This is a genomic window from Celeribacter halophilus, assembly GCF_018860305.1.
Taxonomy (GTDB): domain Bacteria; phylum Pseudomonadota; class Alphaproteobacteria; order Rhodobacterales; family Rhodobacteraceae; genus Celeribacter; species Celeribacter halophilus_A.
The window spans coordinates 427,691-452,557 of record NZ_JAHKPE010000019.1 but is presented as its reverse complement, the minus strand read 5'-3'; the positions used below and the strand labels follow the sequence as shown (position 1 = coordinate 452,557).

Annotated in this window: 26 protein-coding genes; 16 read left to right on the top strand and 10 right to left on the bottom strand. The window is 59.3% G+C overall.

Annotated features, from left to right (window positions below; translation table 11 throughout):
- Positions 1 to 59 precede the first annotated feature (59 nt).
- The 8 genes from KO492_RS06485 (at position 60) to KO492_RS06450 (ending at position 7,256) form a co-directional block, all read left to right on the top strand.
- Positions 60 to 782, top strand: a complete 723-nt coding sequence (locus KO492_RS06485; protein WP_416351239.1) for an MlaE family ABC transporter permease — start codon at positions 60 to 62, stop codon at positions 780 to 782.
- Positions 779 to 1,528 (top strand): ABC transporter ATP-binding protein, encoded by a 750-nt coding sequence (locus KO492_RS06480; protein ID WP_066603615.1) that lies wholly within the window; start codon positions 779 to 781, stop codon positions 1,526 to 1,528. The genes KO492_RS06485 and KO492_RS06480 overlap by 4 nt, the downstream gene beginning before the upstream one ends.
- Positions 1,529 to 1,535: 7 nt before the next feature.
- On the top strand, positions 1,536 to 2,003 hold the full coding sequence (locus KO492_RS06475; RefSeq protein WP_216044198.1) for a paraquat-inducible protein A: 468 nt from the start codon (positions 1,536 to 1,538) through the stop codon (positions 2,001 to 2,003).
- Between the two features lie 31 nt (positions 2,004 to 2,034).
- A complete protein-coding gene (radA, locus tag KO492_RS06470; RefSeq protein WP_216044197.1) occupies positions 2,035 to 3,405 on the top strand; it encodes a DNA repair protein RadA in 1,371 nt (456 codons plus the stop codon).
- A 193-nt stretch (positions 3,406 to 3,598) separates the two neighbouring features.
- Positions 3,599 to 4,153, top strand: a complete 555-nt coding sequence (locus tag KO492_RS06465; RefSeq protein ID WP_216044196.1) for a CvpA family protein — start codon at positions 3,599 to 3,601, stop codon at positions 4,151 to 4,153.
- 361 nt (positions 4,154 to 4,514) lie between these two features.
- Entirely contained in the window at positions 4,515 to 6,032 is a 1,518-nt protein-coding gene (gene purF, locus KO492_RS06460) for an amidophosphoribosyltransferase (protein ID WP_216044195.1), read from the top strand.
- A gap of 4 nt (positions 6,033 to 6,036) precedes the next feature.
- On the top strand, positions 6,037 to 6,555 hold the full coding sequence (locus KO492_RS06455; protein WP_216044194.1) for a DUF2199 domain-containing protein: 519 nt from the start codon (positions 6,037 to 6,039) through the stop codon (positions 6,553 to 6,555).
- 32 nt (positions 6,556 to 6,587) lie between these two features.
- The gene (locus KO492_RS06450) at positions 6,588 to 7,256 is read left to right on the top strand and encodes an SDR family NAD(P)-dependent oxidoreductase (protein WP_216044193.1); all 669 of its coding nucleotides are present in this window, start codon (positions 6,588 to 6,590) and stop codon (positions 7,254 to 7,256) included.
- A gap of 22 nt (positions 7,257 to 7,278) precedes the next feature.
- On the opposite strand, the gene KO492_RS06445 is transcribed toward KO492_RS06450, so the two are convergent.
- On the bottom strand, positions 7,279 to 7,668 hold the full coding sequence (locus tag KO492_RS06445; RefSeq protein ID WP_252735320.1) for a VOC family protein: 390 nt from the start codon (positions 7,666 to 7,668) through the stop codon (positions 7,279 to 7,281).
- Between the two features lie 107 nt (positions 7,669 to 7,775).
- Here KO492_RS06445 and surE point away from each other — a divergent pair, with 107 nt between their 5' ends.
- The 3 genes from surE to KO492_RS06430 all read left to right on the top strand — a co-directional run bounded on the left by surE (position 7,776) and on the right by KO492_RS06430 (position 10,461).
- Positions 7,776 to 8,558, top strand: coding sequence for a 5'/3'-nucleotidase SurE (gene surE / locus KO492_RS06440; protein ID WP_216044191.1), 783 nt, complete (start codon positions 7,776 to 7,778; stop codon positions 8,556 to 8,558).
- Positions 8,558 to 9,199, top strand: a complete 642-nt coding sequence (locus KO492_RS06435; protein ID WP_216044190.1) for a protein-L-isoaspartate(D-aspartate) O-methyltransferase — start codon at positions 8,558 to 8,560, stop codon at positions 9,197 to 9,199. Before surE ends, KO492_RS06435 begins: the two co-directional genes overlap by 1 nt.
- A gap of 71 nt (positions 9,200 to 9,270) precedes the next feature.
- Entirely contained in the window at positions 9,271 to 10,461 is a 1,191-nt protein-coding gene (locus KO492_RS06430; protein ID WP_252735318.1) for a LysM peptidoglycan-binding domain-containing protein, read from the top strand.
- Positions 10,462 to 10,551: 90 nt separating this feature from the next.
- Here the strand turns inward: KO492_RS06430 and KO492_RS06425 are convergent, their stop codons facing one another.
- From KO492_RS06425 to KO492_RS06410, 4 genes are all read right to left on the bottom strand, one after another.
- Complete coding sequence (locus KO492_RS06425) at positions 10,552 to 11,394, bottom strand: ATP-binding protein (protein ID WP_216044189.1); 843 nt, start codon at positions 11,392 to 11,394, stop codon at positions 10,552 to 10,554.
- Positions 11,384 to 12,274: a twin-arginine translocase subunit TatC gene (gene tatC, locus KO492_RS06420; RefSeq protein ID WP_216044188.1), complete on the bottom strand. Its 891-nt coding sequence runs from the start codon at positions 12,272 to 12,274 to the stop codon at positions 11,384 to 11,386. The genes KO492_RS06425 and tatC overlap by 11 nt, the downstream gene beginning before the upstream one ends.
- The gene (gene tatB / locus KO492_RS06415; RefSeq protein ID WP_216044187.1) at positions 12,271 to 12,735 is read right to left on the bottom strand and encodes a Sec-independent protein translocase protein TatB; all 465 of its coding nucleotides are present in this window, start codon (positions 12,733 to 12,735) and stop codon (positions 12,271 to 12,273) included. The genes tatC and tatB overlap by 4 nt, the downstream gene beginning before the upstream one ends.
- An 81-nt stretch (positions 12,736 to 12,816) precedes the next feature.
- A complete protein-coding gene (locus KO492_RS06410) occupies positions 12,817 to 13,032 on the bottom strand; it encodes a twin-arginine translocase TatA/TatE family subunit (RefSeq protein WP_216044186.1) in 216 nt (71 codons plus the stop codon).
- Positions 13,033 to 13,302: 270 nt separating this feature from the next.
- Here KO492_RS06410 and KO492_RS06405 point away from each other — a divergent pair, with 270 nt between their 5' ends.
- On the top strand, positions 13,303 to 14,043 hold the full coding sequence (locus tag KO492_RS06405; protein ID WP_303578279.1) for a helix-turn-helix transcriptional regulator: 741 nt from the start codon (positions 13,303 to 13,305) through the stop codon (positions 14,041 to 14,043).
- A 204-nt stretch (positions 14,044 to 14,247) separates the two neighbouring features.
- On the opposite strand, the gene KO492_RS06400 is transcribed toward KO492_RS06405, so the two are convergent.
- Both KO492_RS06400 and KO492_RS06395 read right to left on the bottom strand, forming a co-directional pair.
- A complete protein-coding gene (locus KO492_RS06400) occupies positions 14,248 to 15,348 on the bottom strand; it encodes an ABC transporter ATP-binding protein (protein ID WP_216044185.1) in 1,101 nt (366 codons plus the stop codon).
- Positions 15,349 to 15,492: 144 nt separating this feature from the next.
- Positions 15,493 to 16,272 carry an SDR family oxidoreductase gene (locus KO492_RS06395; RefSeq protein WP_216044184.1) on the bottom strand — a complete coding sequence of 260 codons (780 nt, stop codon included), beginning with the start codon at positions 16,270 to 16,272 and terminating at the stop codon, positions 15,493 to 15,495.
- Positions 16,273 to 16,545: 273 nt separating this feature from the next.
- On the opposite strand from KO492_RS06395, the gene KO492_RS06390 reads away from it, so the two are divergent.
- The 4 genes from KO492_RS06390 (at position 16,546) to KO492_RS06375 (ending at position 21,494) form a co-directional block, all read left to right on the top strand.
- Positions 16,546 to 17,589: a Hint domain-containing protein gene (locus tag KO492_RS06390; RefSeq protein ID WP_216044183.1), complete on the top strand. Its 1,044-nt coding sequence runs from the start codon at positions 16,546 to 16,548 to the stop codon at positions 17,587 to 17,589.
- A gap of 119 nt (positions 17,590 to 17,708) precedes the next feature.
- On the top strand, positions 17,709 to 19,316 hold the full coding sequence (locus KO492_RS06385) for a peptide chain release factor 3 (protein ID WP_066603560.1): 1,608 nt from the start codon (positions 17,709 to 17,711) through the stop codon (positions 19,314 to 19,316).
- A gap of 113 nt (positions 19,317 to 19,429) precedes the next feature.
- A complete protein-coding gene (locus KO492_RS06380; protein WP_216044182.1) occupies positions 19,430 to 19,867 on the top strand; it encodes a hypothetical protein in 438 nt (145 codons plus the stop codon).
- 160 nt (positions 19,868 to 20,027) lie between these two features.
- Positions 20,028 to 21,494 carry a DEAD/DEAH box helicase gene (locus tag KO492_RS06375; RefSeq protein ID WP_216044181.1) on the top strand — a complete coding sequence of 489 codons (1,467 nt, stop codon included), beginning with the start codon at positions 20,028 to 20,030 and terminating at the stop codon, positions 21,492 to 21,494.
- A gap of 181 nt (positions 21,495 to 21,675) precedes the next feature.
- Here KO492_RS06375 and KO492_RS06370 read toward each other — a convergent pair whose 3' ends face one another.
- The 3 genes from KO492_RS06370 to KO492_RS06360 are packed head-to-tail and all read right to left on the bottom strand — an operon-like array spanning position 21,676 to position 24,859.
- Positions 21,676 to 23,337, bottom strand: a complete 1,662-nt coding sequence (locus tag KO492_RS06370; protein WP_216044180.1) for a ribonuclease J — start codon at positions 23,335 to 23,337, stop codon at positions 21,676 to 21,678.
- Positions 23,334 to 24,113, bottom strand: a complete 780-nt coding sequence (locus KO492_RS06365) for a type III pantothenate kinase (RefSeq protein WP_216044179.1) — start codon at positions 24,111 to 24,113, stop codon at positions 23,334 to 23,336. The genes KO492_RS06370 and KO492_RS06365 overlap by 4 nt, the downstream gene beginning before the upstream one ends.
- Positions 24,113 to 24,859, bottom strand: a complete 747-nt coding sequence (locus tag KO492_RS06360; RefSeq protein WP_216044178.1) for a biotin--[acetyl-CoA-carboxylase] ligase — start codon at positions 24,857 to 24,859, stop codon at positions 24,113 to 24,115. The genes KO492_RS06365 and KO492_RS06360 overlap by 1 nt, the downstream gene beginning before the upstream one ends.
- Positions 24,860 to 24,867 lie beyond the last annotated feature (8 nt).

Here is a 24,867-nt window from a genome sequence, read left to right as displayed (position 1 = left end):
CGTTTGTGACCCGCCCTCTGGCAGCGCTCGGCGCTGCGGTTCTGGCCGCTTTGGCGACTATGGGGCGGGTGACTCTTTTTGCGCTCACCGCCTTTCGCCATATTGTGACACCTCCGTTTTACGGGCGTGAATTCCTGCACGCGCTCATGACCGTGGGCTACCTGTCCCTGCCGGTTGTCGGGCTGACGGCGGTGTTCACGGGCGGCGCGCTGGCACTGCAGATTTTCGCGGGCGGATCACGGTTTTCCGCAGAACAGGTCGTGCCGCAGATCGTCGCCCTCGGCGTTGTGCGCGAACTTGGTCCTGTGATGGTCGGGCTGATGATCGCGGCGCGGGTGACCTCCTCGATCGCCGCAGAAATCGCCACGATGAAAGTGACCGAACAGATCGACGCGCTCGTGACCCTCTCGACCGATCCGATGAAATATCTCACCGCCCCGCGCGTCTTTGCCGGTCTTGTAACCCTGCCCCTCTTGGTGGCGGTCGGGGATACGATTGGCATTTTTGGCGGCTGGTTCGTCTCCACCCAGTCTCTGGGTTTCAATCCCGCCACCTATCTCAAGAACACCATCGACTTCCTTGAGCCTGCCGATATCATTTCCTCGCTCGTCAAAGGCGCGGCCTTCGGTGTGATTGCCACGCTCATGGGCTGTTATTTCGGCATGCACTCCGGTCGCGGCGCGCAAGGCGTAGGACGGGCGACGAAGTCCTCCGTGGTGGCCGCCGCCGTCCTGATCCTTGCCGCCAACTTCCTCCTGACACAGGCGTTTTTCACCACATGATCTCGCTCAAGAATGTCCATAAAGCCTTTGGCTCCAAAGAGATTTTGCGTGGCGTCGATCTGGATGTCGCCAAGGGCGAAAGCTGTGTCATCATCGGCGGCTCCGGCACCGGAAAATCGGTGATGCTCAAATGTATCCTCGGCCTTATCAAGCCGGATCAAGGCATGATTTCCGTGGCGGGAGAAGACATCACCACCACGGGCGACCGCGATGCCTTTCTCGCGCGCTTCGGGATGCTGTTTCAGGGCGCGGCCCTGTTCGACAGCCTTCCGGTCTGGCAAAACGTCGCCTTCCGCCTGCTGCGCGGCTCGCTCAAACGTCCGAAAGCCGAAGCCCGCGACATCGCCATCGAGAAGCTGCGCCGCGTGGGACTTGGGCCCGATGTGGCTGATCTCTTCCCTGCCGAACTGTCCGGCGGGATGCAGAAACGTGTGGGGCTTGCCCGTGCGATTGCCGCCGATCCGGAGATCATCTTTTTTGACGAACCCACAACCGGTCTCGACCCGATCATGGCGGGCGTCATCAACGAGTTGATCCGCGAGATCGTCGTCGAGATGGGCGCCACCGCGCTCACCATCACCCATGACATGACCTCCGTGCGCGCCATTGCCGACAAGGTGGCCATGCTGCATGGAGGCAAAATCCGCTGGCACGGGCCGGTGTCCGAGATGGACGGGGCGGATGATCCCTATCTGACGCAGTTCATCACAGGCTCCCCCGACGGACCGATTGAAACACTGCGGTGAGGGTGTCATGACCCTGCCGCGTCTTGCCAACCTCTCTCTTCTGCTCCTCTTCCCTCTCGCCTGGATCGCGCCACTGCTCAAAGCGGGCGTGTTACCACTCTTTGCCCTGTCGGAAATCTCGGTCCTGTCCGGCATCGGCGCATTGTGGGAAAAGGACAAGTTTTTAGCCCTTGTCGTGATCTTTTTCGCCATGATTGCACCAATCGGAAAAGTTCTCGCGCTCGAAGGGGTGCTGTCAGGCCGCTTGTCCGCACGGATCAAGCCGTGGCTTTATCACCTCGGGCGGCTGGCTATGGCCGACGTCTTCCTGATCGCCATCTATATCACCGCCGCCAAAGGGATCGGCATTGGCCGGATCGAGATCGGCTGGGGGCTCTATCTTTTCACCTTGTGCGTTCTGCTCAGTCTGGGATTGAGTATTTTTGCCATCAGAAAGCCCAAAGAGAGCTTGCCGCACCCGCCTCCGACAGATTAGAACGAAGCAAGAACAATCGAGAGGCGGCAGGATGGCCAAGGCACAAAAGAATTTCGTGTGCTCCAATTGCGGAGCGGTGACGACCAAATGGTCGGGGCGCTGTGACGGGTGCGGCGAATGGAACACGATTGCCGAAGAAAAGCCGCTCTCAAGCGCCGGTCCGACGAAAAAGACGCTGGGCGGGATGCGCGGCAAGGAAATCCCGCTCTCGAAACTCTCGACCAAGGAAAGCCCGCCGCCGCGCACCTCCTCCGGATTGGGCGAGTTTGATCGGGTGCTGGGCGGTGGTCTGGTGCCTGCCTCGGCCATTCTTGTGGGGGGCGATCCGGGGATCGGGAAATCCACGCTTCTGTTGCAGGCAGCCGCACGGTTCGCAGATGCGGGGCTAAAGGTGATCTATATTTCCGGCGAGGAAGCCAGTGCGCAGGTCCGGATGCGGGCGCAGCGTCTTGGCCTGTCGGAAGCGGCGGTGCAGTTGGGGGCAGAGACCAACCTGCGCGACATTCTGACGACGCTGGAAAAGCAGGAGCCGGATCTTGTGATCATCGACTCGATCCAGACCATGTGGGCGGACAATGTCGAAAGCGCGCCGGGGTCTGTGTCACAGGTGCGTGCGGCGGCGCATGAACTGGTGACATTTGCCAAGACGCGTGGAGTTTCGGTGGTGTTGGTGGGCCATGTGACCAAAGAGGGCCAGCTTGCCGGTCCGCGTGTGGTCGAGCATATGGTGGACACGGTTCTGTATTTCGAAGGTGAACGCGGGCACCAGTTCCGGCTGTTGCGTGCGGTGAAGAACCGCTTTGGCCCTGCTCATGAAATCGGCGTGTTCGAGATGACCGGAGACGGGCTGAGCGAGGTGACCAACCCCTCGGCCCTCTTCCTGTCCGAACGCGACCAGCCCGCACCGGGCTCCGTGGTCTTTGCTGGAATTGAGGGCACGCGGCCCGTTCTGGTGGAGTTTCAGGCCCTCGTCGCCCCCTCGCCGCACGCGCAGGCAAGGCGCACGGTGGTGGGCTGGGACGGATCGCGTCTGGCGATGATCCTTGCGGTTCTGGAAGCGCGCTGCGGGATTCCCTTTGCGGGGCTTGATGTCTATCTCAATGTCGCGGGGGGGATGAAAGTCTCCGAACCCGCGGCCGATCTGGCGGTGGCCGCAGCACTTTTGTCGGCGCGCGAAGATGCGGCCTTGCCAAAAGATTGTGTGGTGTTTGGCGAATTGTCCCTGTCGGGAAGCTTGCGTCCGGTGGGGCAGACCGAAAACCGGCTGAAAGAGGCCAAGAAGCTCGGTTTCTCCTCCGCCATCGCGCCTGCGCAATCGAAAGCGGGTGAGAAAAGCGGCATGGATATGCGGCTGATGAGTGACCTTGTGGGATTTGTCGGCGAGGTCTTCGGGGCCGGATAATGCGTCTCGGAACAGGCCCTGCCCCCTGCAAACAGGGCCGAAAGCCCGCGCAAACACGGGCATAGCGTCCTCACATGCCAGCTTTTTTACCGTCACACACGGGAAAAAGGTTGAACAAAACGGCAAAACTTGGTTCTTCACCGGCGACCCTTCCCGTTCGGGAAGGAGAGTGTGGACAGACGAAGGACTTGCCATGGAAGGCTTTACTATCATCGACGGCATCGTGGCGCTTGTCATCATCGTCTCGGCCATTCTTGCCTATAGCCGGGGCTTCGTGCGCGAAGGCATGGCGATTGCGGGATGGATCGTGGCGGCCGTTCTTGGCTATATGTTTGCGCCCCAAGCCGTGCCTCTGGTCAAGGAAGTGCCTTACCTTGGCGACTATATCGCGGGATCATGCGAATTGTCCGTCATCACCGGTTTCTTTGCGGTCTTCGCACTGGCGCTTATCGTGGTGTCGGTGTTTACGCCGCTGTTTTCCTCGGCCGTGCAACGCTCGGCACTGGGCGGGATTGATCAGGGGCTTGGCTTCCTGTTCGGCGTGGTGCGCGGGATCGTCCTTGTCGCCATTGCTCTGGTCGTTGTGGACCGCATTTCCACAGGAGACCCGATCGAGGTGCTGGAAAACTCCCGCACGGCCAAGGTCTTTGCCCGTTCGCAAGACAAGATTGACGAGAGCCTGCCGGATGATGCCCCCGACTGGATCACGCAACGCTACGAGGCGTTGGTTTCGACCTGCACCGAATAAGCCTGCGACACCAACAGACAAAAGCGGCCTCTGGACTCGGTTCAGGGGCCGTTTTTCATGCCGCCACACAAAAACCGGCCGACGGATCGCCACCTTTCAAAAAAGAAGTGACAAAAGCTATGTGATCCTTTCGTGACAGTCGGGCCGCGAGGGCTTAAAGGAGGTGCAAGACACCCGTGACAGGATTCGGAGCCCGGCTGGATGCGCCTTTCGCCCCAGACCTTTATCGACGACATTGGCGTATTCGGTTACGTCGGCACAGGTGCACCTTCTCAACAGACAATGACCGGGGCCCTGCCCCTAACGCACCTCCTGTTTAATCGACAGGGTGCGCAAGCGACGACGAATTGGAGCTATTGATATGTGCGGGATTTTTGGGATCGCGAGCCGGACTCACGACGTCTTCGCAGAGTTGTATGACGGGCTATTGATGCTCCAGCACCGCGGACAGGATGCGGCGGGCATTGTCACCTATGACGGCGAATTCTTTCGCGAGCGCAAAGGTGCGGGACTGGTGAAAGACGTATTCGGGCCGCAGGACGCCACGACGCTTCTGGGTCGTCTGGGCCTTGGCCACGTCCGCTACCCCACCGCCGGATCGCTGTCGGCGGCCGAAGCCCAGCCGTTTTTCGTCAATGCGCCCTACGGCATTTACCTTGTGCACAATGGCAACATCACCAACACGGCAGAACAGCGTGCCAAGGTGGTCGGCAAATATTCCCGCCACCTGCGCACCAATTCCGATTCCGAGATCCTGCTCAACGTGCTGGCCGACAAGGTCTCCGACGCAATCAAGGTGAACGGCACGGAAGACGCGGTGCGCAACATTCTCGCCGGTGTCAAAATGACTATGGAGCGGGTGCAAGGCGCCTATTCCGTGATCTGCCTGATCGCAGGTGTCGGCCTTCTGGCCTTCCGCGACCCGCATGGCATCCGCCCGCTTTCCGTTGCCAAACGCAGCACGCCGGAGGGGGACGAATATTCCTTTGCCTCCGAAGACGTGGCCTTCGGCATCAACGGCTTCGAGAAAATCCGCGATATGGCCCCGGGCGAGGCGATCCTTGTCGATCTCGACGGCAACATGCACACGCGGCAATGTGTCGAGGGCAAGCTGACGCCCTGTATTTTCGAATATGTCTATCTCGCCCGTCCCGACAGTATGCTGGACGGCATTTCGGTCTACAAAACCCAGCTGCGCATGGGGCAGACGCTGGCCAAACAGATCATGGACAGCGATTTCGAGATCGACGCGATCATCCCCGTGCCCGACAGTGCCCGCCCTGCTGCGCTTGAAGTCGCCAATATCACTGGCATCCGCTACCGTGAGGGGCTGGTCAAAAACCGGTATGTCGGCCGGACCTTTATCATGCCCGGTCAAAGCGAACGCCAGAAATCGGTGCGACGCAAGCTCAATGCCATGTCGCTGGAGATGAAGGGGCGCAATATCCTCTTGATCGACGACAGCATCGTGCGCGGCAACACGATCAAGAAAATCGTGCAGATGTGCCGCGAAGCCGGTGCGAAGAAAGTCTATATCGCCTCGGCCTCCCCGCCTGTGAAATACGCCAATGTCTACGGCATCGACATGCCGACAAAGCGCGAGCTGGTGGCCAACGGACGCACGACGGACGAGATTTGCGAAGAGCTGGGCGCCGATGGTCTGATCTATCAAAAGCTCGACGACCTGATCTGGGCCGCGAAAGAGGGCAATCCGGAGATCGAGAATTTCGACTGCTCCTGTTTCAACGGTGACTATGTGACAGGCGTCACACCGGAATACCTCGCCTCTCTGGAGACCTCAGAACGGGTCAGCGAGAAGATGAAAGACGAGGGCGTCGCCCCGAAAAAGGCGCGCAAAGCCGCTCCTGCGGCGGGCTGACCGTTTGGCCTCGCTGCTTGATCTCGACCCGCGCTGGCGTGCGCTGATGCACCCCGAAGGCCCCTATGGCGGGCTGATCGACATCGGATTCGATCACCCCTCCGACTGGCCGCATGAGCCGCGCGGGGATCAGCCCTTTGTTAAAGCGGGCGACGATCAACTGGCCTCCGAACTCTGCCGTCTAGACGATGCGCGCTATCTCTGTGCCACGCTCGCCCTGCCCGTGCGCGGTGCCGAAGAGGTGCTGATGATCGCGCTCTGGGTCGAGGTGCCGCATCCGGTCTTCTACGCCTATCTCGACCTGCTCAATGGCGGGGCTGTGCCGGAAAGCACGCTTGCGACACTGGCCAATGACCTCTCCCCCGTTGCCGCGCAAGATAGCCCTGTGACACTTGAGTTCGGGGACGGGACGCAACGCCCCCTCGCCACGCTCGACGGTCTGCCCGACCTCTCTCTCGACCAGTTGCTTGATCTTTACGAGGCCAGTGGGACACTCGCGCGCAGCGCACTCAAACCCTCTTGACGCAAGCTCATGCACAGGCCACACCGCGTGTCATGACAGAGAACACCAAAATCGCCCTCATCACCGGAGCCTCGCGCGGCCTTGGATTTTTCCTCGCCGAAGCCCTTGCGCCCGCCTATCACATCGTGGCCGTTGCCAAGACCACCGGCGCGCTTGAAGAGCTGGATGACAGGATTCAAGCCAAGGGCGGTCAGGCCACGCTTGCGCCGATGGATGTGACCAATCCGGACGCGATGGCCCATCTGTGTCGCGGGATTTACGACCGCTGGAGGCATGTTGATCTCTGGGCCCATACAGCCGTCTATGCCCAACTTCTGTCCCCTGCCGATCATATGGACCCGAAGGACTTTGATCGCACGATCCTCACCAATGTGACCGCGACGGGCAAGCTGATCCCCATGATCGCCCCCTTGCTCAACATGGCCCCTGCTCCGGCTGACGTACTGTTCTTTGACGATCCCCACGCCGGAGAGAAATTCTTTGGCGCTTACGGTGCCTCAAAAGCCGCGCAGATCGCTATGGCGAAAAGTTGGCAGGCGGAGACGCAACCGGTCGAAAAGGCCCCGCGTGTTCACATCCTGTCGCCGCGCCCCATGCCCACGGCCACCCGCGCGCGGTTCTTTCCGGGAGAGGACAAATCCACCCTCGCCCATCCGCGCGACGAGGCCCCGCGCCTGTTGAAAGAAGCCGGCATTCTTTGACATCCATCTCACGCGCTGCGGGTTAAAGCGGGGCGAAAAGGTCCACACGGTAGCCGTCAGGATCGACCACGGTCGCATAGCGATGTCCCCAGAACGCATCCCAAGGCCGCGTCGCCACCGTAAACCCCGCCTCCGCAATTTTCGCGGCCAAGGCATCCACCTCTGCCGGTCGGTCACACAGTAACGCAAAGGCCGAGTGATTGGGCGGGCGCGGTCCCTCCCCTGTAAGACGTTCCATCGACTCGGCACTGTCAATCATCAAGCGCGGCTCTCCCGGACCCCGGACCGGTTCGACATGATCCTCGCTCAGAAAGCCGCCCGCAAAGTCGAAACCGAGTATTTCGTAGAACTCTATCGCACGCGCCATATCCGTTGCAGTCACCGCCACGGCATCTAAAACAGGTTTCGGCATGGTTTTTCCTCCTGAATCGCTGTTTTTGCACATTGTTCCAGCACGCGACTTGCCGCGATTCCTAGCCTGCTTTAAGGACTAGGGCAACACAAGAGAAAGTCCCTTTCATGCGCATCCTGATCACCAATGACGACGGCATCAACGCTCCCGGCCTGAAAACACTGGAGGCGATCGCAGCAGAGGTCGCGGGCCCCGATGGCGAGGTCTGGACCGTCGCCCCCGCCTTCGAACAATCCGGCGTAGCCCATTGCATCTCCTATTCGCATCCGACGATGATTACCGAACTCGCCCCCCGCCGCTGGGCGGCCGAAGGCTCACCCGCCGATTGCGTTCTCGCGGGTCTCTACGACATCCTGCCAGAGCGCCCCGATCTGGTGCTCTCCGGCGTCAACCGCGGCAACAACGCCGGCGAGAACGTGATGTATTCGGGCACCATCGGCGGTGCGATGGAAGGCGCCTTGCAAGGCATGAAATCCATTGCCCTGTCGCAATTCCTTGGCCCGCGCAACGCCAAGATCGACGATCCGTTTGAAAGCGCCGCCCATCACGGGGCCGAGGTCGTCCGGCGTCTTCTGGCCAATGCCCCTTGGGGGGAAGGTGAGGATTACGGCCTGTTTTACAATGTGAATTTCCCACCGATCCCCGCCAGCGAGACCAAAGGCCTTACCATCTGCCGCCAAGGGCGTCGCCAGACCTCCGGCTTCGGACTTGAAGGGCAAAACTCGCCCACAGGACGCCGCTTTCTGTGGGTGCGTGGCTCCGAACAATCCGTGGACACAGGTCCCGGCACCGATGTGACCGCCAATCTGGCCGACCATATCTCCATCACACCCATGCGCGCCGATCTGACGGCCCATGACCAACTGGCCGCTCTGGAGCGCACTCTCTGATGGCCATGTCTCCTGAAGCCAAAATGCAATTCCTGTTCACGCTCCGCTCCAAGGGCGTGACGGAGGCGCGCACGCTTCAGGCCATGGAAAAGGTTGACCGTGGCGATTTCGTGAAGGGCATCTTTGCCGAACGCGCCTATGAAGACATGCCGCTGCCCATTGCCTGCGGCCAGACGATTTCCCAGCCCTCTGTGGTCGGGTTGATGACACAGGCACTGAATGTGCAGCCGCGTGACAAGGTGCTCGAAGTCGGTACAGGCTCCGGCTATCAGGCCGCGATCCTGAGCCAGCTTGCCCGCCGCGTCTACACCGTGGACCGCTACCCCCGTCTAGTGCGCGAGGCGCAGACCATATTTGACCGTTCGGGCATCGTGAATATCACCGCCATGTCCACAGACGGCTCCTTTGGCCTGCCCGATCAGGCCCCGTTTGATCGCATCCTTGTGACAGCCGCCGCAGAGGACCCTCCGGGCCCCCTCTTGGCGCAATTGAAAACAGGCGGTATCATGGTCCTGCCGGTCGGTCAGTCCGATGCCGTGCAAAGCCTGATCAAGGTGACGCGACTTGAGCAGGGTTTCGATTACGAAGAACTTCGTGCCGTGCGTTTCGTGCCCCTTGTCGAGGGGATGGGGCAAGAGTGAAAACCGTTCAACGCCTCCACACGAGAGGGGCCAAAGGGGGAAGAAACCCCGCCATTGAGGACAGAGTAAACATGACGATTTTCCCGATGTTTGAAACCCGCCGCGCAGGCCTTGTGATGGCCGGATGCGCCGTTCTGGCGCTAAGCGCCTGTGACAAGCCGATTGATTTCGATCTGCGTGGCATGACCGATGCGTTCTCCACCGCAGATGCGGCGTCTGAGGCTCGCACGATTTCCAAACCGCAGCCGAACGCACAGGGCATCATCTCCTACCCGAACTATCAGGTGGCCATTGCCAGACGCGGCGACACGATTGCCGATGTTGCCAACCGCACGGGGCTATCTGTGACTGAGCTTGCCCGCTACAACGGCATCACCGAAGACGTCACCCTGCGCGAAGGCGAAGTCATCGCCCTGCCGCGCCGTGTCGATGGCTCCTCGGCCTCCACCCGCGCGGGCACGATTGCCTCCGGTGAGCGGATCGACATCACCGCACTGACCGACGAGGCGCTGAGCGATGCCCAAAGCGGACAGACCTCCTCCAGCACTTCGACGACGATGACACAGGCCAAAGCCTCCGACCCGATCGAAGGCATGGAGCCCGTCCGCCACCAGGTGCAACGTGGCGAGACGGCCTATTCCATCGCCCGCAAATACGGCATCTCCGTGCGTGCGCTAGCGGATTGGAACGGGCTGGATTCCAACCTGTCGGTCGAGGAAGGCCGCTATCTCCTGATCCCTGTGAAGGCCTCCGACGTCAGCCCGCTGACAGTGGAAACCGAACCCGGCGAAGGCTCTCCGACGCCGACACCGCCCTCTGCCGCCGAGCCCCTGCCCGATCCGGCCCAAGCGGTGCCAGCGCCCAAAGAAGTCGCTCCCGCCGCCGATCTGGGCGCAACCCAGAGCAGTTCCAGCTCCGAGATGACCAAGCCCGTTTCCGGCGCCATCATCCGCGACTACGACAAGACCAAATCGAAATTCATCCTCTTCGCAGCAAGCTCCGGCACGCCTGTGAAAGCGGCAAAAGACGGCACGGTGAAGCTCATCTCCACCAATGCCGACGGGGTGAAGATCATGGTCGTGGATCACGGTGGCGGTCTGCAAACGGCCTATAGTTTCATTGATGATATCTCGGTGAAAAAGGGCGATAGCGTGAAGCGGGGCCAGACCATTGCAAAGGTCACGGCCAACGAATTCAACGCGCTTCAGTTCATGGTGTTCAAAGGCACCCAGACGGTTGACCCCACACCTTATCTGAACTGATTGAAAAATCGAGTATTTAGACCATCAGAAAGCCCCGGCGCTACAGCGTTCGGGGTTTTCCTTTGCAGGGTTTTCTGATGGCTTAAGTACTCATCCCAACTTGACACCTTTGCGACCGGCCAGATCGGTAAAATACTGCCACGCCACACGCCCTGAACGGGAGCCGCGCGTAGCCTGCCATTCAATCGCCTCGGCTTGAAGCGTCTCGTCGTCAATCTCGACCCCATATTCACGACAATAGCCGCGAATCATCGTCAGATATTCCTCCTGCGAACAGGGATGGAATCCGAGCCAGAGCCCGAAACGGTCCGAGAGGGACACTTTTTCTTCCGTGGCCTCGGACGGGTTGATCGCAGAGCTGCGCTCGTTCTCGATCATGTCGCGCGGCATAAGGTGACGACGGTTCGAGGTGGCGTAGAACAGCACATTGTCAGGGCGTCCCTCGATGCCGCCGTCCAGCACCGCTTTGAGCGATTTGTAATGCTGATCGTCATGGCTAAAGGACAGGTCGTCACAGAACAGCAGGAAACGATGCTCCGAGCCGCGCAAAATGTTCAACAGACGTGCAACGGTGGGCAAATCCTCGCGCTGCATTTCCACGATCTTGAGCGGGAGCCCTTGCGCATTGACGGCGGCGTGCACCGACTTCACCAGAGACGACTTGCCCATCCCGCGTGCGCCCCACAACAGGGCATTGTTCGCCGGAAGGCCGCGCGCGAATTGCAAGGTGTTTTCCAGAAGAGTGTCACGCGACCGGTCCACCCCAACCAGAAGCGACAGATCAATCCGCGCAACGGATTTGACCGGCTGAAGCGCATCCGGCTCCGTCTGCCAGACATAGGCATCTGCCTTGTCGAAATCCGGCGCGTCCATCGGCGCGGGGGCCATCCGTTCGAGGGCCTCCGCGATACGTTTCAATGTCTTATTTGTCATCGTCATCAAATCCGGAATAGAGGTCTTCATCTTCGTCCAGAACACCCGCAGCACGCAGTTCTTCCGTGCGCTTTTTCTCGACATGGGCCACGAGGAAGATCGAAATCTCGTAGAGGCCATACACCACGATGAAGAGGATCAACTGGGTCGTCACATCCGGCGGCGTAACCAGAGCGGCCACGGTCAGGATGCCTACGACCGCATATTTACGCGTGCCCCGAAGCCCCGCAGCCGTGGCGAGTCCTGCCTTCCCCATCAGGGTCAGGAGCACGGGAAGCTGGAAACATATCCCGAAGGCCACGATCATTTTCAGAGTGATATCAAGGCTTTCGTTCACCTTGCCGTTGAAGACAATATCGATCCCCGTGTCCGAGGTTGCCGCCACGACATCGCCGCCATTGGCCACCAATGCGCCGACGAAAGATGGCAGGTCAGCAAAGCCCAGAAAGAAGGTCATCGCCAAAGGCACGACCACATATTGCGCGAATGCCGCACCGGCCAGAAACAAAAGCGGCGAGGCAATCAGGAACGGAAGAAAGGCATTTTTCTCGTTGCGATAGAGCCCCGGCGCCACGAAGCGCCAAAGCTGATAGGCGATGACCGGAAAGGAAATCGCCAGACCACCGACCATAGAAATGCGGATCAGGGTAAAGAAATATTCCTGCGGCGCGGTGTATTGCATCACCGGATTGGGGTTCCCCAGCGCGCGCATGGATTTTTCGATCGGAACCAGCAGGAAATCAAGGATCGGGCTGGCCACGGCAAAACAGATCACCATCCCCACGATAAACGCCAGTGCCGCACGGATGATACGGGTGCGCAATTCGGCCAGATGCTCGATCAGTGGCGCGCTGCTGTCTTCAATATCGCTGTCGCTCATGCCTCATCCCCGGTCTTTTGGGCCGCATCCTCTGTGGACGCAGCCGCCTCCGCCGCTTTGCGCTCCGTGGCTTTTTTCGCTGCCGCCTCGGAGATTTTCTTTGCCGCGTCCGCGCGCTCCGGACTCAGATCGTCTTTCTGGGCCGTGTCCGTCTTGGGCGCAGCCTTGCCATCGGGCGCCTTCATCGGATCCCATTTTTCAAAGGTTTCGGCCGCGTCATTGAGCTTGTCGAGGCCGAATTTCTTCGGATTGGCCGCGCCTTTGAGCGCCTCGGAGGCCTCTTTCATCCCGCTTTCATCCGCAGCCGCCTCCATCGCCCGCGAAAACTCGCGCGCCATGGATTTTGCCCGCGCGGTAAACCGCCCGAGCGTACGAAACATACCGGGCAAATCCTTCGGACCGACGACGATCAACGCCACGATCCCGATGATCAAAAGTTCTGACATGCCGATGTCAAACATCACGCACCGCCTTGTCCAAATACCACATCAACGGGACCTTTCGCCCCGCACACCAAAGAGCGCAACCGCGCAGAACAGGTCTCAGACCTTGTCCTTTTCCTCTTCGGGAGTGACATCTTTGGCCACTTCTGCGGCTTCCTCTTCGATTTCCTTGGTGCCCTCAGACACACCTTTTTTGAACGACGAAATACCTTTGCCGACCTCACCCATGAGGCCGGAAATTTTGCCGCGGCCAAAGAGGACCAGAACCACGACGGCGATGAGCAGAAGACCCGGAAGGCCGATATTGTTGAGCATGTGTCTCTCCATCTTTCGCGGACCGTACCCCGGTCCGTTACAATTCTCGGAGACAAGGATTAGGCCGCCCGTTCGCCAAGGAAAAGCGCAAAAACACGTTTCAGTCCCCATTGCACAACATTGGCGCGGCTGTGGCATGTGGATTTCTTCAACCGACAGGTTTATGTCTGTTGTGACTGATGCCCTCAAGTCAAAGCAATCGAATCAGGAAAAAGTGATGACGGACACTCAAGTAATTGAAACTGTTGGGGTCTCCCAAAAGGCAACACCGTGACAACGCGCGGGCACAAAAGCACAGGTTCACAGCGTAGCGAACGCCTGTTCAGCCTCATCCAGATTATGCGCGACGGCGAGCTCCACACCGCGCGGGAGCTCGCCGCACAGGTCAACGTTTCCGAGCGCACCATCTGGCGCGATATGGCAACCCTCAAAGCCTCTGGCGTCCCTGTCGAAGGCGAGCGCGGCGTCGGCTATACGATCACCGCACCCATCACCCTGCCACCATTGAACCTGACCATGGGCGAGTTGGAAGCTCTACATCTTGCAGTGGCCATTCTGGGCGAAGCCTCCGACCCGGATCTGGCAGACAGCGCGCAAAGCCTCGCCGCCAAAATCGACGCAGTTCTGCCCGAGAACACCGGCCCCGCCGCTGCCGAATGGGGCCATGCGCTCCATCCCTTTGCCTTTGCGGATGTGCAGACCGGCTTCAGACATATTCCTCTTTTGCGTCAGGCGGTGCGGGAAAAGAAAATCCTGCGCATCACCTATGCCGCGCTGTCGGGCGAGACTTCAGGCGAAACCAGTCCCCGCCTCGTACGCCCCCTACAGCTTGAATACTGGGGCCGCGTCTGGACCATGGGCGCGTGGTGCGAAGAGTGCGATGCTTTTCAGACCTTCCGTGTGGACCGGATTGAAAACGTCATTGATACAGGCGCACAGTTCAAGGATGAGCCGGGGAAAACCTTGGAAGACTTCATAGCATTTCAAAACACCTCTCACGTCCCGATATGAGTATTTTTTACCATCAGAAAACCGGATGCGTCCCGACTGCCGGTACATAGCGTAGTGACGTCACCGAAAGGGTTTCAGGCCACACGAGTCGGGACGGCTTTCCGATGGGCGGTCATCGGCGCTCCCGCCTGTACCGCATGACATATGTTAGGATACGAGGTTTAACAAAGCGTAATCATCGGCGCTTTCTGATGGGAAAAATACTCAGACGCGGTCCGAGGCAGAACCGTCTTTGACCGGAAAGACGAAACACCGATCCCGGCGCAGCATCAGCCACATCGGTGTGCCGGGCTTTGGCAAAAAGACCGAAGGCACCGTGGCTTTGAGCACAGAGCCGTCAAATTCCATTTTGAATTCCACAAGGCTCTCGCGCCCCATGAACCGTGCGCGTTGGACAACTGCGCGCGCGGGGGTGCCATCTTGCGGCGTCGGATTGGGGCCGCGCCCGTGCCGGTCGAAATCAATGCGCAGATGCTGCGGACGGATCACGATGTCCACTTCCGCCCCGTCCGGTTGACCGGGACAGAGGAACTTGCCGAACGGGGTGGTCACCGAGAGGTCTTGCACCTTGCCACGTATTACATTGATATCGCTGAAAAATGCAGCGGCTTTCCGGTCGACCGGAGCGTTGTAGATATTATAGGGCGCGCCTTGCTGAACGATCTTACCATCTCGCATCAACGCAATCTCGTCGGCCATGCGCATGGCTTCGTGCGGCTCATGGGTCACCAGAAGCACGGCGGTATTTTCCGACTTCAGCACATCCAGCGTGCTGTCGCGAATATCGTCCTTGAGCCGTTCGTCAAGACCCGAGAATGGCTCGTCCATCAACATGATCGACGGGCGCGGCGCCAAGGCGCGGGCGAGTGCGATCCTCTGTTGTTCGCCGCCGGACAATTCATGGGGAAACTTGTCGACAGCCGACAGAAGTCCGACCTTGTCCAACAGTTCCTCGACACGCGCACGTTTGTCGGATTTGTGACCGTTCAAGCCGAAAGCCACGTTCTCGGCGACGCTCAAATGTGGAAAAAGTGCAAAATCCTGAAACATCATTCCAATGGAACGCTGCTCCGGCGGGACACGGAAAACAGTATCGCAGACCAGCTCCCCGTCGACATAGATCTCGCCCTCGTCCTGCATGTCGACGCCCGCGATGATGCGCAGGGTTGTGGACTTGCCACAACCGGACGGTCCCAGAAGGCAGGTCACCTGCCCCGGCATCACTTTGAGCGAGACGTCCGAGACGACTTCGCGTCCCTGAAAGCGACGGCGGATGTTGCGGATTTCTAGGCGGGGATCGGTCACAGGCGGGGCTTTATCTGATGGAAACTCTCAAGTTGCCTATCAGGCCCGCGCAGCTATCGCAACTCTCGACGGTCTGCGCGGGATGGCTGGACCTGAACACCGCGCCATGCGAGCCGAAGCCGGAGCATGGCGCAGGTCAAATCTTCACATCGTGGTATTCGTCGCGCCACCATCCAGAAGGATGTTCTGCCCGACCATGAAACCCGCAAATTGCGAACACATGAAAGCACAGGTGGCCCCGAATTCCTCAATCGTCCCATAGCGGCCAGCCGGAATAGCGGCGGATTTCTCGGCGCGAACCTCATCGAAGCTTTTGCCAGAGGTCTCTGCCGCAGCACTGTCGAGGGAAACCGTGCGATTTGTCGCGTGAAGCCCGGGCAGAAGGTTGTTCATGACCACACCTTTCGGCGCAACCTGACGCGCAGTACCAGCGACATAGCCGGTCAGTCCGGCGCGGGCGGAATTCGACAGGCCCAGCACAGCGATGGGAGCCTTCACCGAGACAGAGGTGATGTTGACCACCCGCCCCCAGCCGCGCTCCATCATTCCCGGCACCAGCGCCTTGATCAGCGCGATGGGTGTCAGCATATTTGCGTCAAGCGCCTTGATGAAATCCTCGCGTTCCCAGTCTGTCCACTGTCCCGGCGGCGGACCACCTGCGTTGTTCACCAGAATATCCACCTCGCCCGCAGCCTTCAGCAGAGCCGCGCGCCCGTCCTCGGAGGTCACATCAGCGGCGACCGTCTCCACCGAAACCCCGAACTCCTCGCGGATCTTCTGTGCTTCGGCCTCAAGCGCGTCCTTGCCGCGGGCGTTCATCACCAGATCGACACCCGCCTCGGCCAAAGCCCGTGCGCAGCCCAGTCCCAAACCTTTTGACGAGGCACAGACGAGCGCCTTTTTCCCTTTGATCCCCAGATCCATTCAAATCTCCTTTGCAGTCACCAGTGCGTTCCACGCAAACTATGTGCGTTTTGCATTAAATAACACCAGTTCCGCCCAAATCACGCCATTGTTTCGCGGCAGAATAGAAATGTTAAAGATCAAAGCCCTGTGGATCGAGGTTGCGAGGCGTCTCTATGTACAATATTCGCAAGACACGGCATATTCACCGTTAAGATGATCCCACTTGATCCGGCCGCCGCAGCGTACCATTTTCAACAGAGTATCGAGCCTCTCAGGCATCCGGAGCACGTCATGAACAGGAAGGACAGCAGCTTGGTCACGCCACAGCAACCAGAAGGTCAATCCAGCCTACCGGTGCAAAGTCTTGTTGTGTATCGCGGTCAGGATTTGCGGGTGACCAACGGGGTGAACCTTGGCGACGGGCTGTCTTATGCTGCCGAGATGGAACTGGCCGACAATTATCAGCTGCACAAATCCGCCCGTCGTGGCCGGCTGTCAGTGCTGATCGACACCGACTCGCTGAGCGTTGCGGACAACACCGAACTCGGGGGTGCAGGGCACAGGCTGCACCTCGATTGCGTTGCGACATTTATGGCCGGTTCCGGTGTGACCGTCGAGCTTCTGGTGCTTGTGGAAACCGATGAGGACGGGCTGGTGGAAGCCACCTACTTTTTGCCCTTCGCCCCGCTCAAGCCCGATCTCGAATATGCGCTGGTCAAGATCGACAAGGACACCGCGCATACCCGTCTGGCCGATGTGGCCAGTGTCGCCTTCACACGCGGCACACGGATCACCCTGTCCAACGGGATGCAAAAACCGATTGAGGAGCTTTCCGTCGGTGACCGCGTCCTGACCCGCGACCATGGCCCCAAGGAAATTCGCTGGATCGGGGCGCAAACCGTGCGCGCCACCGGTGCCTTTGCTCCGATCGTGATCAAGAAAGGCGCTTTGAACAACGCCAATGATCTGGTCCTCTCGCCGCATCACCGGATTTTCATCTACCAACGCCGCGATGCCGTGCGCGCCGGACGTGCCGAAGTTCTGGTCAAGGCACGACTTTTGGTGAACGGGCAAAATGTCATTCAGACCGAAGGAGGATTCGTGGATTATTTCCAGATCCTCTTCGACAGCCACGAGATCATCTATGCCGAGGGCATCGCCGCCGAGAGCATGTTCGTGGACGGGCGAGTGAAGCCCTTCCTGCCGTCCGACATCCGTGCGCGGCTCTCCCCCGAGCATAGCGCCGATGAGACTCCGCGCGCCTTCGAACTGCGCGACGGGATGCTGGAACCTTCTGTGGCTGCCGATGTGCTGCGCGCCGCGTCGGGAAGCTGAGTATTTCCGGCACAAAGGATACATCCGTCAGGACAGGGCCGCGCCCGAATCGCGGGCCTTTGTGTTTCCTGCATATTCGCCCATTGCCCGCTCCCGCGCCCGCGCGTATATGAACGGCCATGTTGGATCGCTCACATAACGCCCCCGAATTGCCGCCGGAGATTGCCCGTCGCCGGACTTTTGCCATCATCTCGCACCCGGACGCCGGTAAGACGACGTTGACGGAGAAATTCCTGCTGTATGGTGGCGCGATCCAGATGGCCGGTCAGGTGCGCGCCAAGGGCGAGGCGCGGCGCACGCGGTCGGACTTTATGCAGATGGAGAAAGACCGCGGGATTTCCGTGTCGGCCTCGGCCATGTCTTTTGACTTTCACAACTACCGCTTCAATCTGGTGGACACCCCCGGTCACTCGGATTTCTCCGAGGACACCTATCGCACACTCACGGCGGTGGATGCGGCGATCATGGTTATTGATGGCGCAAAAGGTGTGGAAAGCCAGACGCAGAAGCTTTTCGAAGTCTGCCGTATGCGCGACCTGCCGATCCTGACATTTTGTAACAAGATGGACCGCGAGAGCCGCGACACACTTGATATTATTGACGAAATTCAAGAAAATCTTGCCATTGACGTGACGCCTGCCTCTTGGCCCATTGGTGTCGGGCGGGATTTCCTCGGCTGCTATGATGTTTTGAACGACCGCCTCGAATTGATGGATCGCGCCGACCGCAACAAGGTGGCCGAGAGCATCAAGATCGAAGGGCTGGACGATCCGAAACTCGCGGAACATGTGCCGGAACACCTGCTGGAACAGCTCAAGGAAGGGCTGGAAATGGCGCGGGAACTGCTACCGCCGTTTGACCGGCAAGCCTTTCTCGACGGCACGCTGACGCCGATCTGGTTCGGCTCCGCGATCAACTCCTTCGGCGTGCAGGAACTCATGGACGGGATGGCAAAATACGGCCCCGAGCCACAGCCCCAAAAGGCCACCCCCCGCCCGATCAGCCCCGAAGAAAAGAAGGTCATGGGCTATGTGTTCAAGGTGCAGGCCAACATGGACCCGAAACACCGCGACCGTGTGGCCTTTGTGCGTCTGGCCGCCGGACATTTCAAACGCGGGATGAAACTGACCCATGTGCGGTCGAAAAAGCCGATGTCGATTTCGAATCCGGTGCTGTTTCTGGCCTCCGACCGCGAATTGGCAGAAGAGGCATGGGCCGGTGACATCATCGGCATTCCGAACCACGGGCAATTGCGGATCGGGGACACGCTGACCGAAGGTGAGGATATTCGCGTGACCGGTATCCCCTCCTTTGCGCCGGAGCTTTTACAAGGTGTGCGCGCGGGCGATCCGATGAAGGCCAAGCACCTCGAAAAAGCCCTTATGCAATTCGCCGAAGAAGGGGCCGCGAAGGTTTTCAAACCCGCGATTGGCTCCGGCTTTATCGTCGGCGTTGTGGGCGCACTTCAGTTCGAGGTTCTCGCCAGCCGGATCGAGCTGGAATACGGGCTGCCTGTTCGATTTGATGCATCTCAATTCACATCTGCACGCTGGGTGACCGGCCCAAGGTTGGAATTGGACAAGTTTATCAACGCCAACAAACAGCATATTTCCTATGATCATGACGGCGATCCGGTGTTTTTGACCCGTCTGCAATGGGACATTGACCGAATCGAGCGCGATTATCCGGAACTGACGCTCTCCGCGACAAAAGAGATGATGGTGTAACGCCACACATCCTTGCGTGCGACTTTTTGCCGATCTGATAAATGGGGGTTTCCCATATGCTGTCAGGTCGGCTACCGTCCCCGCGGAATGCAACTACCAACAGGTTTTGTCTCATGAGCCCCGTCAGCCGTCTCGCCCTTACCGCTGGACTTTCCGCCACCGCAACGTCCGCCTTTGCGGATGCACCGGGTTGGGACCTTCTGAAAGGGATCACGATTGACGAAGTGGTCACGGAAACCTCCTATGAGGTGAAAAAGGGCTTTCCCGAACGTCTCAAAAACGGTGTTCAGGGCATGGAATTGACGGGCTATGCTGTTCCGCTCACGCCGGGCTCGGAGATTCGCGAGTTGATACTTGTCTCTGATATGGGCCTGTGCCCCTTCTGCGGTGGTGCGGATCACGGCGCCTCGGTTCAGGTCAATCTCGACACACCTCTGGTCGGGCTTGAAGAAGGCGCCCGCGTCACGCTTCGCGGCGATATGATGCCGGTTCATGATCCGGAAACATGGCAAGCCGCCATTCTGGAAAATGCGGTGCTTGTCAGCGGCTGAGCCGCCTTTAGAGCCAAAGATCACGCCTCCCCCTGCCTTTCCTTGACCTTTTGCGCCAACAAGCGTAAAAGACGCGCCAAAGACGTCTCGGCAATATGGCCGGACGGGCCGCGTGGAATTTGCGGCCGTTTTTACAGCCGCACATCGCGAAAGGCACAGTTTGACCAAGTTCTCCGATCTAAATCTCGCTCCCAAAGTTCTCAAAGCCATTGAGGATGCGGGCTACGAAAGCCCGACCCCTATTCAGGCCGGCGCCATCCCGCCCGCTCTTGAAGGCAAAGACGTGCTCGGCATCGCGCAAACGGGGACCGGCAAGACTGCCTCTTTCGTTCTGCCGATGATCACCATGCTGGGCCGGGGCCGCGCACGCGCACGTATGCCGCGCTCTCTGGTGCTCTGCCCGACACGCGAACTCGCCGCGCAGGTTGCCGAGAATTTCGACCAATACACCAAATACATGAAGCTGACCAAAGCGCTGCTCATCGGCGGCGTAAGCTTTAAAGAGCAGGATTCGCTGATCGACAAAGGCGTCGATGTCCTGATCGCGACACCGGGCCGTCTTCTTGACCATTTCGAACGCGGCAAGCTGATCCTCTCTGACGTTAAGGTCATGGTGGTGGACGAAGCCGACCGGATGCTCGACATGGGGTTCATCCCCGATATCGAACGTATTTTCGGCCTCACGCCTTTCACCCGCCAGACCCTATTTTTCTCGGCCACGATGGCACCGGAGATCGAACGGATCACCAACACCTTCCTCTCAGCCCCTGCGCGGATCGAGGTGGCCCGTCAGGCGACATCCGGCGAGAATATCGAACAGCATGTGGTGATGTTCAAAGGCTCCCGCCGCGACCGTGCCGCCAGCGAAAAACGCAAACTTCTGCGCGCTTTGATCGACGCGGAAGGCGAAAAGCTGCAAAACGGAATCATATTCTGCAACCGCAAGACGGATGTGGATATCGTCGCGAAATCCCTCAACAAATACGGCTATCAAGCCTCTCCGATCCACGGTGATCTGGAGCAGAGCCAACGTAACGCCACCCTTGAGAAATTCCGCAATGGCGAGCTTAAAATCCTCGTGGCTTCCGATGTGGCCGCACGCGGGCTGGACGTGCCCTCTGTGACCCATGTATTCAACTTCGACGTGCCCGGCCATGCCGAAGACTATGTGCACCGGATTGGCCGGACAGGTCGCGCAGGCCGCGACGGCAAGGCGATCATGATTTGCGAACCGCGTGACGAAAAGAATTTCGCCGATGTCGAATCGCTCATCGCCAAGGAAATTTCACGGCTTGAAAACCCGCTCGGGACACCGACCGAGGATGCGCCGGAGCAGGAAGAAGTGAAGGCCGAAAAGCCGAAGCGCAGCCGGTCGCGCAAGCGCAAGTCTGACAAGATAGACGAAGTGAATCCCGTCGAGGCCAAGGAAGAGCCGCGTCAGGTCGCCGCCGAGCCGGAGACTCCGAAAGAAGCCGCTCCGGAACGCCAGAGCGCCCCTGCCCCGTCCGAGCCGAAGCCGCGCCGTGGTGGCCGTGGTCGCAGGGAGGATGACAACAAGGTCGTCGGCCTTGGCGATCACCTGCCCTCTTTCATCGCACTGAGTTTTGAGGAGCGTCAGGCGGGCTGATCCCCCTGACGACCCTCTTCCAGACATTGAAAAATCCGCGCCAAAAGCGCGGGTTTTATTTTGAGTATTTTTTGCAGCAAAGGAAACGGGATGGTTGTCTCGAACCTTAGCTAAATAACCAATGCGGGAGAGAGAACCCCTCCCCCACATTGAGTCTAAAATGCATTATTAGTAGTGCTGATCAGCTCGACAGTCGCGAGATGATGATTTGCACTTCCGGTTTCTTGCCGACTTCCTCTTGTGTCGTGCGACGGATGATCCGGCGCATTTCCTCTTCGAGTTTATCGTCATCCCCGAGCGTCTTGGGCTTGGCGCGCATAAGGAACTGATTCACGTCTTCTTCAAGCACCTCGTTCAGAGGTGCGCGCGACAGGCCGGTTTCCGGCAGACCACGCAGCTCGCACCAGCAATCGCCCAAGGGTTCGTCGTCCTCGACGATCACCGTCGCCACCACAAGACCGTTCAGGGCCATGCGAATACGGTCGCGCACGATACCGTCCATCGCGCCAATCTGGATCTTGCCATCAAGATAGGTGCGGCCTGTCTCGACATATTCCACCACGCGCGGCGTTGCTGCGGAGAGGTCCACACCGACACCATTGGGCGCGATGATAGCTGTGAACCCGTTGGATTCGGCCAGTTTCGCATGTTCGCGCAGGTGACGGTGCTCCCCGTGCATGGGCACAACGACTTGCGGCTTTACAATCTCATGCATCATCGCCAGATCGGGGCGATTTGCGTGGCCGGAGACGTGAATATCGTCACGACCGGAGATCGTCTCGACCCCCATCTCCGAGAAAGCGTTCAGGATGCGACCGACAGAGACCTCGTTGCCCGGAATGGTTTTGGAGGAAAAGATCAGCGTATCGCCCTCGGTCATTTTCAGGCCAAGATATTTGCCCCGCGACAGCTGTGCCGTGGCCGCGCGATGTTCGCCTTGCGAGCCTGTCGTCAGAAGCATCAGGTTCTCGCGCGGAATATCACCGGCGTTTTCGGGCGACACGGTTTTCGGGAAATCGGAGATGATCCCCGTCTCGATCGCGGCGGTAATCATGCGGCGCATGGCGCGGCCAAGAAGCACGACCGAACGGCCCGCTTTGGAACCGGCATCTGCCAGCGTTTTGACCCGTGCAATGTTGGAGGCGAAAGTGGTCGCAGCCACCATCCCGTCAAGAGACGCGATGAGATTGCTCAGGGGTTCAATGACATCCGCTTCCGAGCGCCCCGGATTGGGGGAGAAAACATTGGTCGAATCGCAGACCAGAGCTTTCACACCGTCTTTCGCGATATCCTCGAACAAGGCGCGATCAAAGGGTTCGCCCACCACGGGGTTTTCATCTGTCTTGAAGTCGCCGCTATGGATCACACGCCCTGCGGGGCTGTCGATCACAAGTGCCGAGGACTCCGGAATGGAGTGGGAGATCGGAACGAAACCCACCGTGAAGGGGCCGACTTTGATCTGTTCTGGCCATGCGGAGACCGTCTTGATCTGCAATTCGTCATGGCCGTGTTCTTCGAATTTCAAACGCGCCAGATGCGCGGTGAAGGCGCGGGCATAGATCGGAGCCTGAAGGCGCGGCCAGAGATGGCCAACAGCGCCGACATGGTCCTCATGCGCGTGGGTGATAAAGATGCCGTCGATCCGGTCCTTGCGCTCTTCGAGCCAAGCCACATCGGCGAAAATCAGATCGACGCCGGGCGTGCCGTCCATCGAGGGGAAAGTTACGCCCAGATCGACCACGATATAGCGTTCGTTGCCAGCGGGACCGTAGCCGTAAACATAGCAGTTCATGCCGATTTCGCCGGCGCCGCCAAGGGGTAGATAGAGAAGTCTGTCGCTCATAGGGTGCCCTGATCCTTATTATATTGGTGAATGACCACGAGGCCGTGAATGGTCAGGAATTCGTCAAATGCGTCAAAGAGTTTGTGACCCTGATTGAACAAAGGCGCAAGCCCTCCGGTCGCGATCACGCGCATCGGGCGGCCATATTCTTCTTTGATCCGGTTGCAGGTCTCGCGCACAAGACCAGTATAGCCCCAAAACACACCGGATTGCATACAGGCCACTGTATTTGTGCCGATCACCTTCTGCGGCATAGTCACATCCACATGCGGAAGGGCGGCTGCAGCGTGGTGCAGGCTTTCGAGAGAGGTGTTGACCCCGGGAGAGATCACACCGCCCACATAGGCCCCGTCTTCGGCCACCACGTCGAATGTGGTCGCCGTGCCGAAATCCACTACGATGAGATCTCCGCCATAGAGATCGAATGCGCCTGCGGAATTCACCAGACGGTCAGGCCCCACAGTGGTGCCCTCATCGACACGCGCCATATGCGGCAAAAGGCATTCCGGTTTGCCGACCACCAAGGGGCGACAATCGAAATAACGGTTGGCGAGCACGCGCAGGTTGAAGACCACGCGCGGCACGGTCGAGGAGATTACCACCTCGGTGATATCTGCCTCGATCTTCTGGAAATTCATCAGCGTCGACAACCAGACATAATACTGGTCGGCCGTGCGTTGATGCTCCGTCGAGGTGCGCCATGTGGCGATGAAATCCGACCCGTTCCAGATGGAAAAGACGGTGTTGGTATTGCCTGCATCGATACAGAGAAGCATCAGAAATAGACCTCTGCGGCTGGAATGGAGAGTTTGCCTTTCGGCGTCGCAAGAACAAGATTGCCGAAGGCATCCACGGTTTCGAATATGCCGTGATGGGTCTCGCGTATGGTGCGGGCGCGGATTTCTGTGCCTAGACGCGCGGCGCGGGAGAGCCATGCCTCACGGATCGGACCAAAGCCGAAGTTCGTGAACTGCGCTTCCCAATGGGCATAGGCGGGGGCAAGCTGGTCCAGAAATTCCTCCGGCTCGACCAATGCGCCGGTCTCATGGGCCAGCGAGACAGGCGGCAGCGCGCCCTCTTCGACCATAGAGACGGGAGGCGCTTCGGCGAGATTGACGCCGATCCCGATAGACAGATGCGCAGGGCCACGTTCCAGAAGGATGCCCGCGACCTTGCCACCGTTGAGAAGCACATCATTGGGCCACTTGAGCGCGAACGGGTCCGAGCGGCCCGTCACCGCGACGAAAGCATCATAAAGCGCCAACGCGGAGACAAAACTGCGCAGCGCGATGATCTCCGGACGTTCCTGTGGAAACATCAGCAGCGTGGCGGCAAAGTTGCCTTTGGGCATGGTCCATGCCCGACCGCGTCGCCCGTGGCCTGCGGTTTGCACCTGTGCGAGAATCCATTGCGGAAATGCGCAAGAGGCCGCTACGCGTGCGGCCTCCGACATAGTGCTATCCACGGTGGGGAGAACGGTCCGCCCTACCCCCTCGGGCCATATATGGCGACTATCGGGCATATTTATCG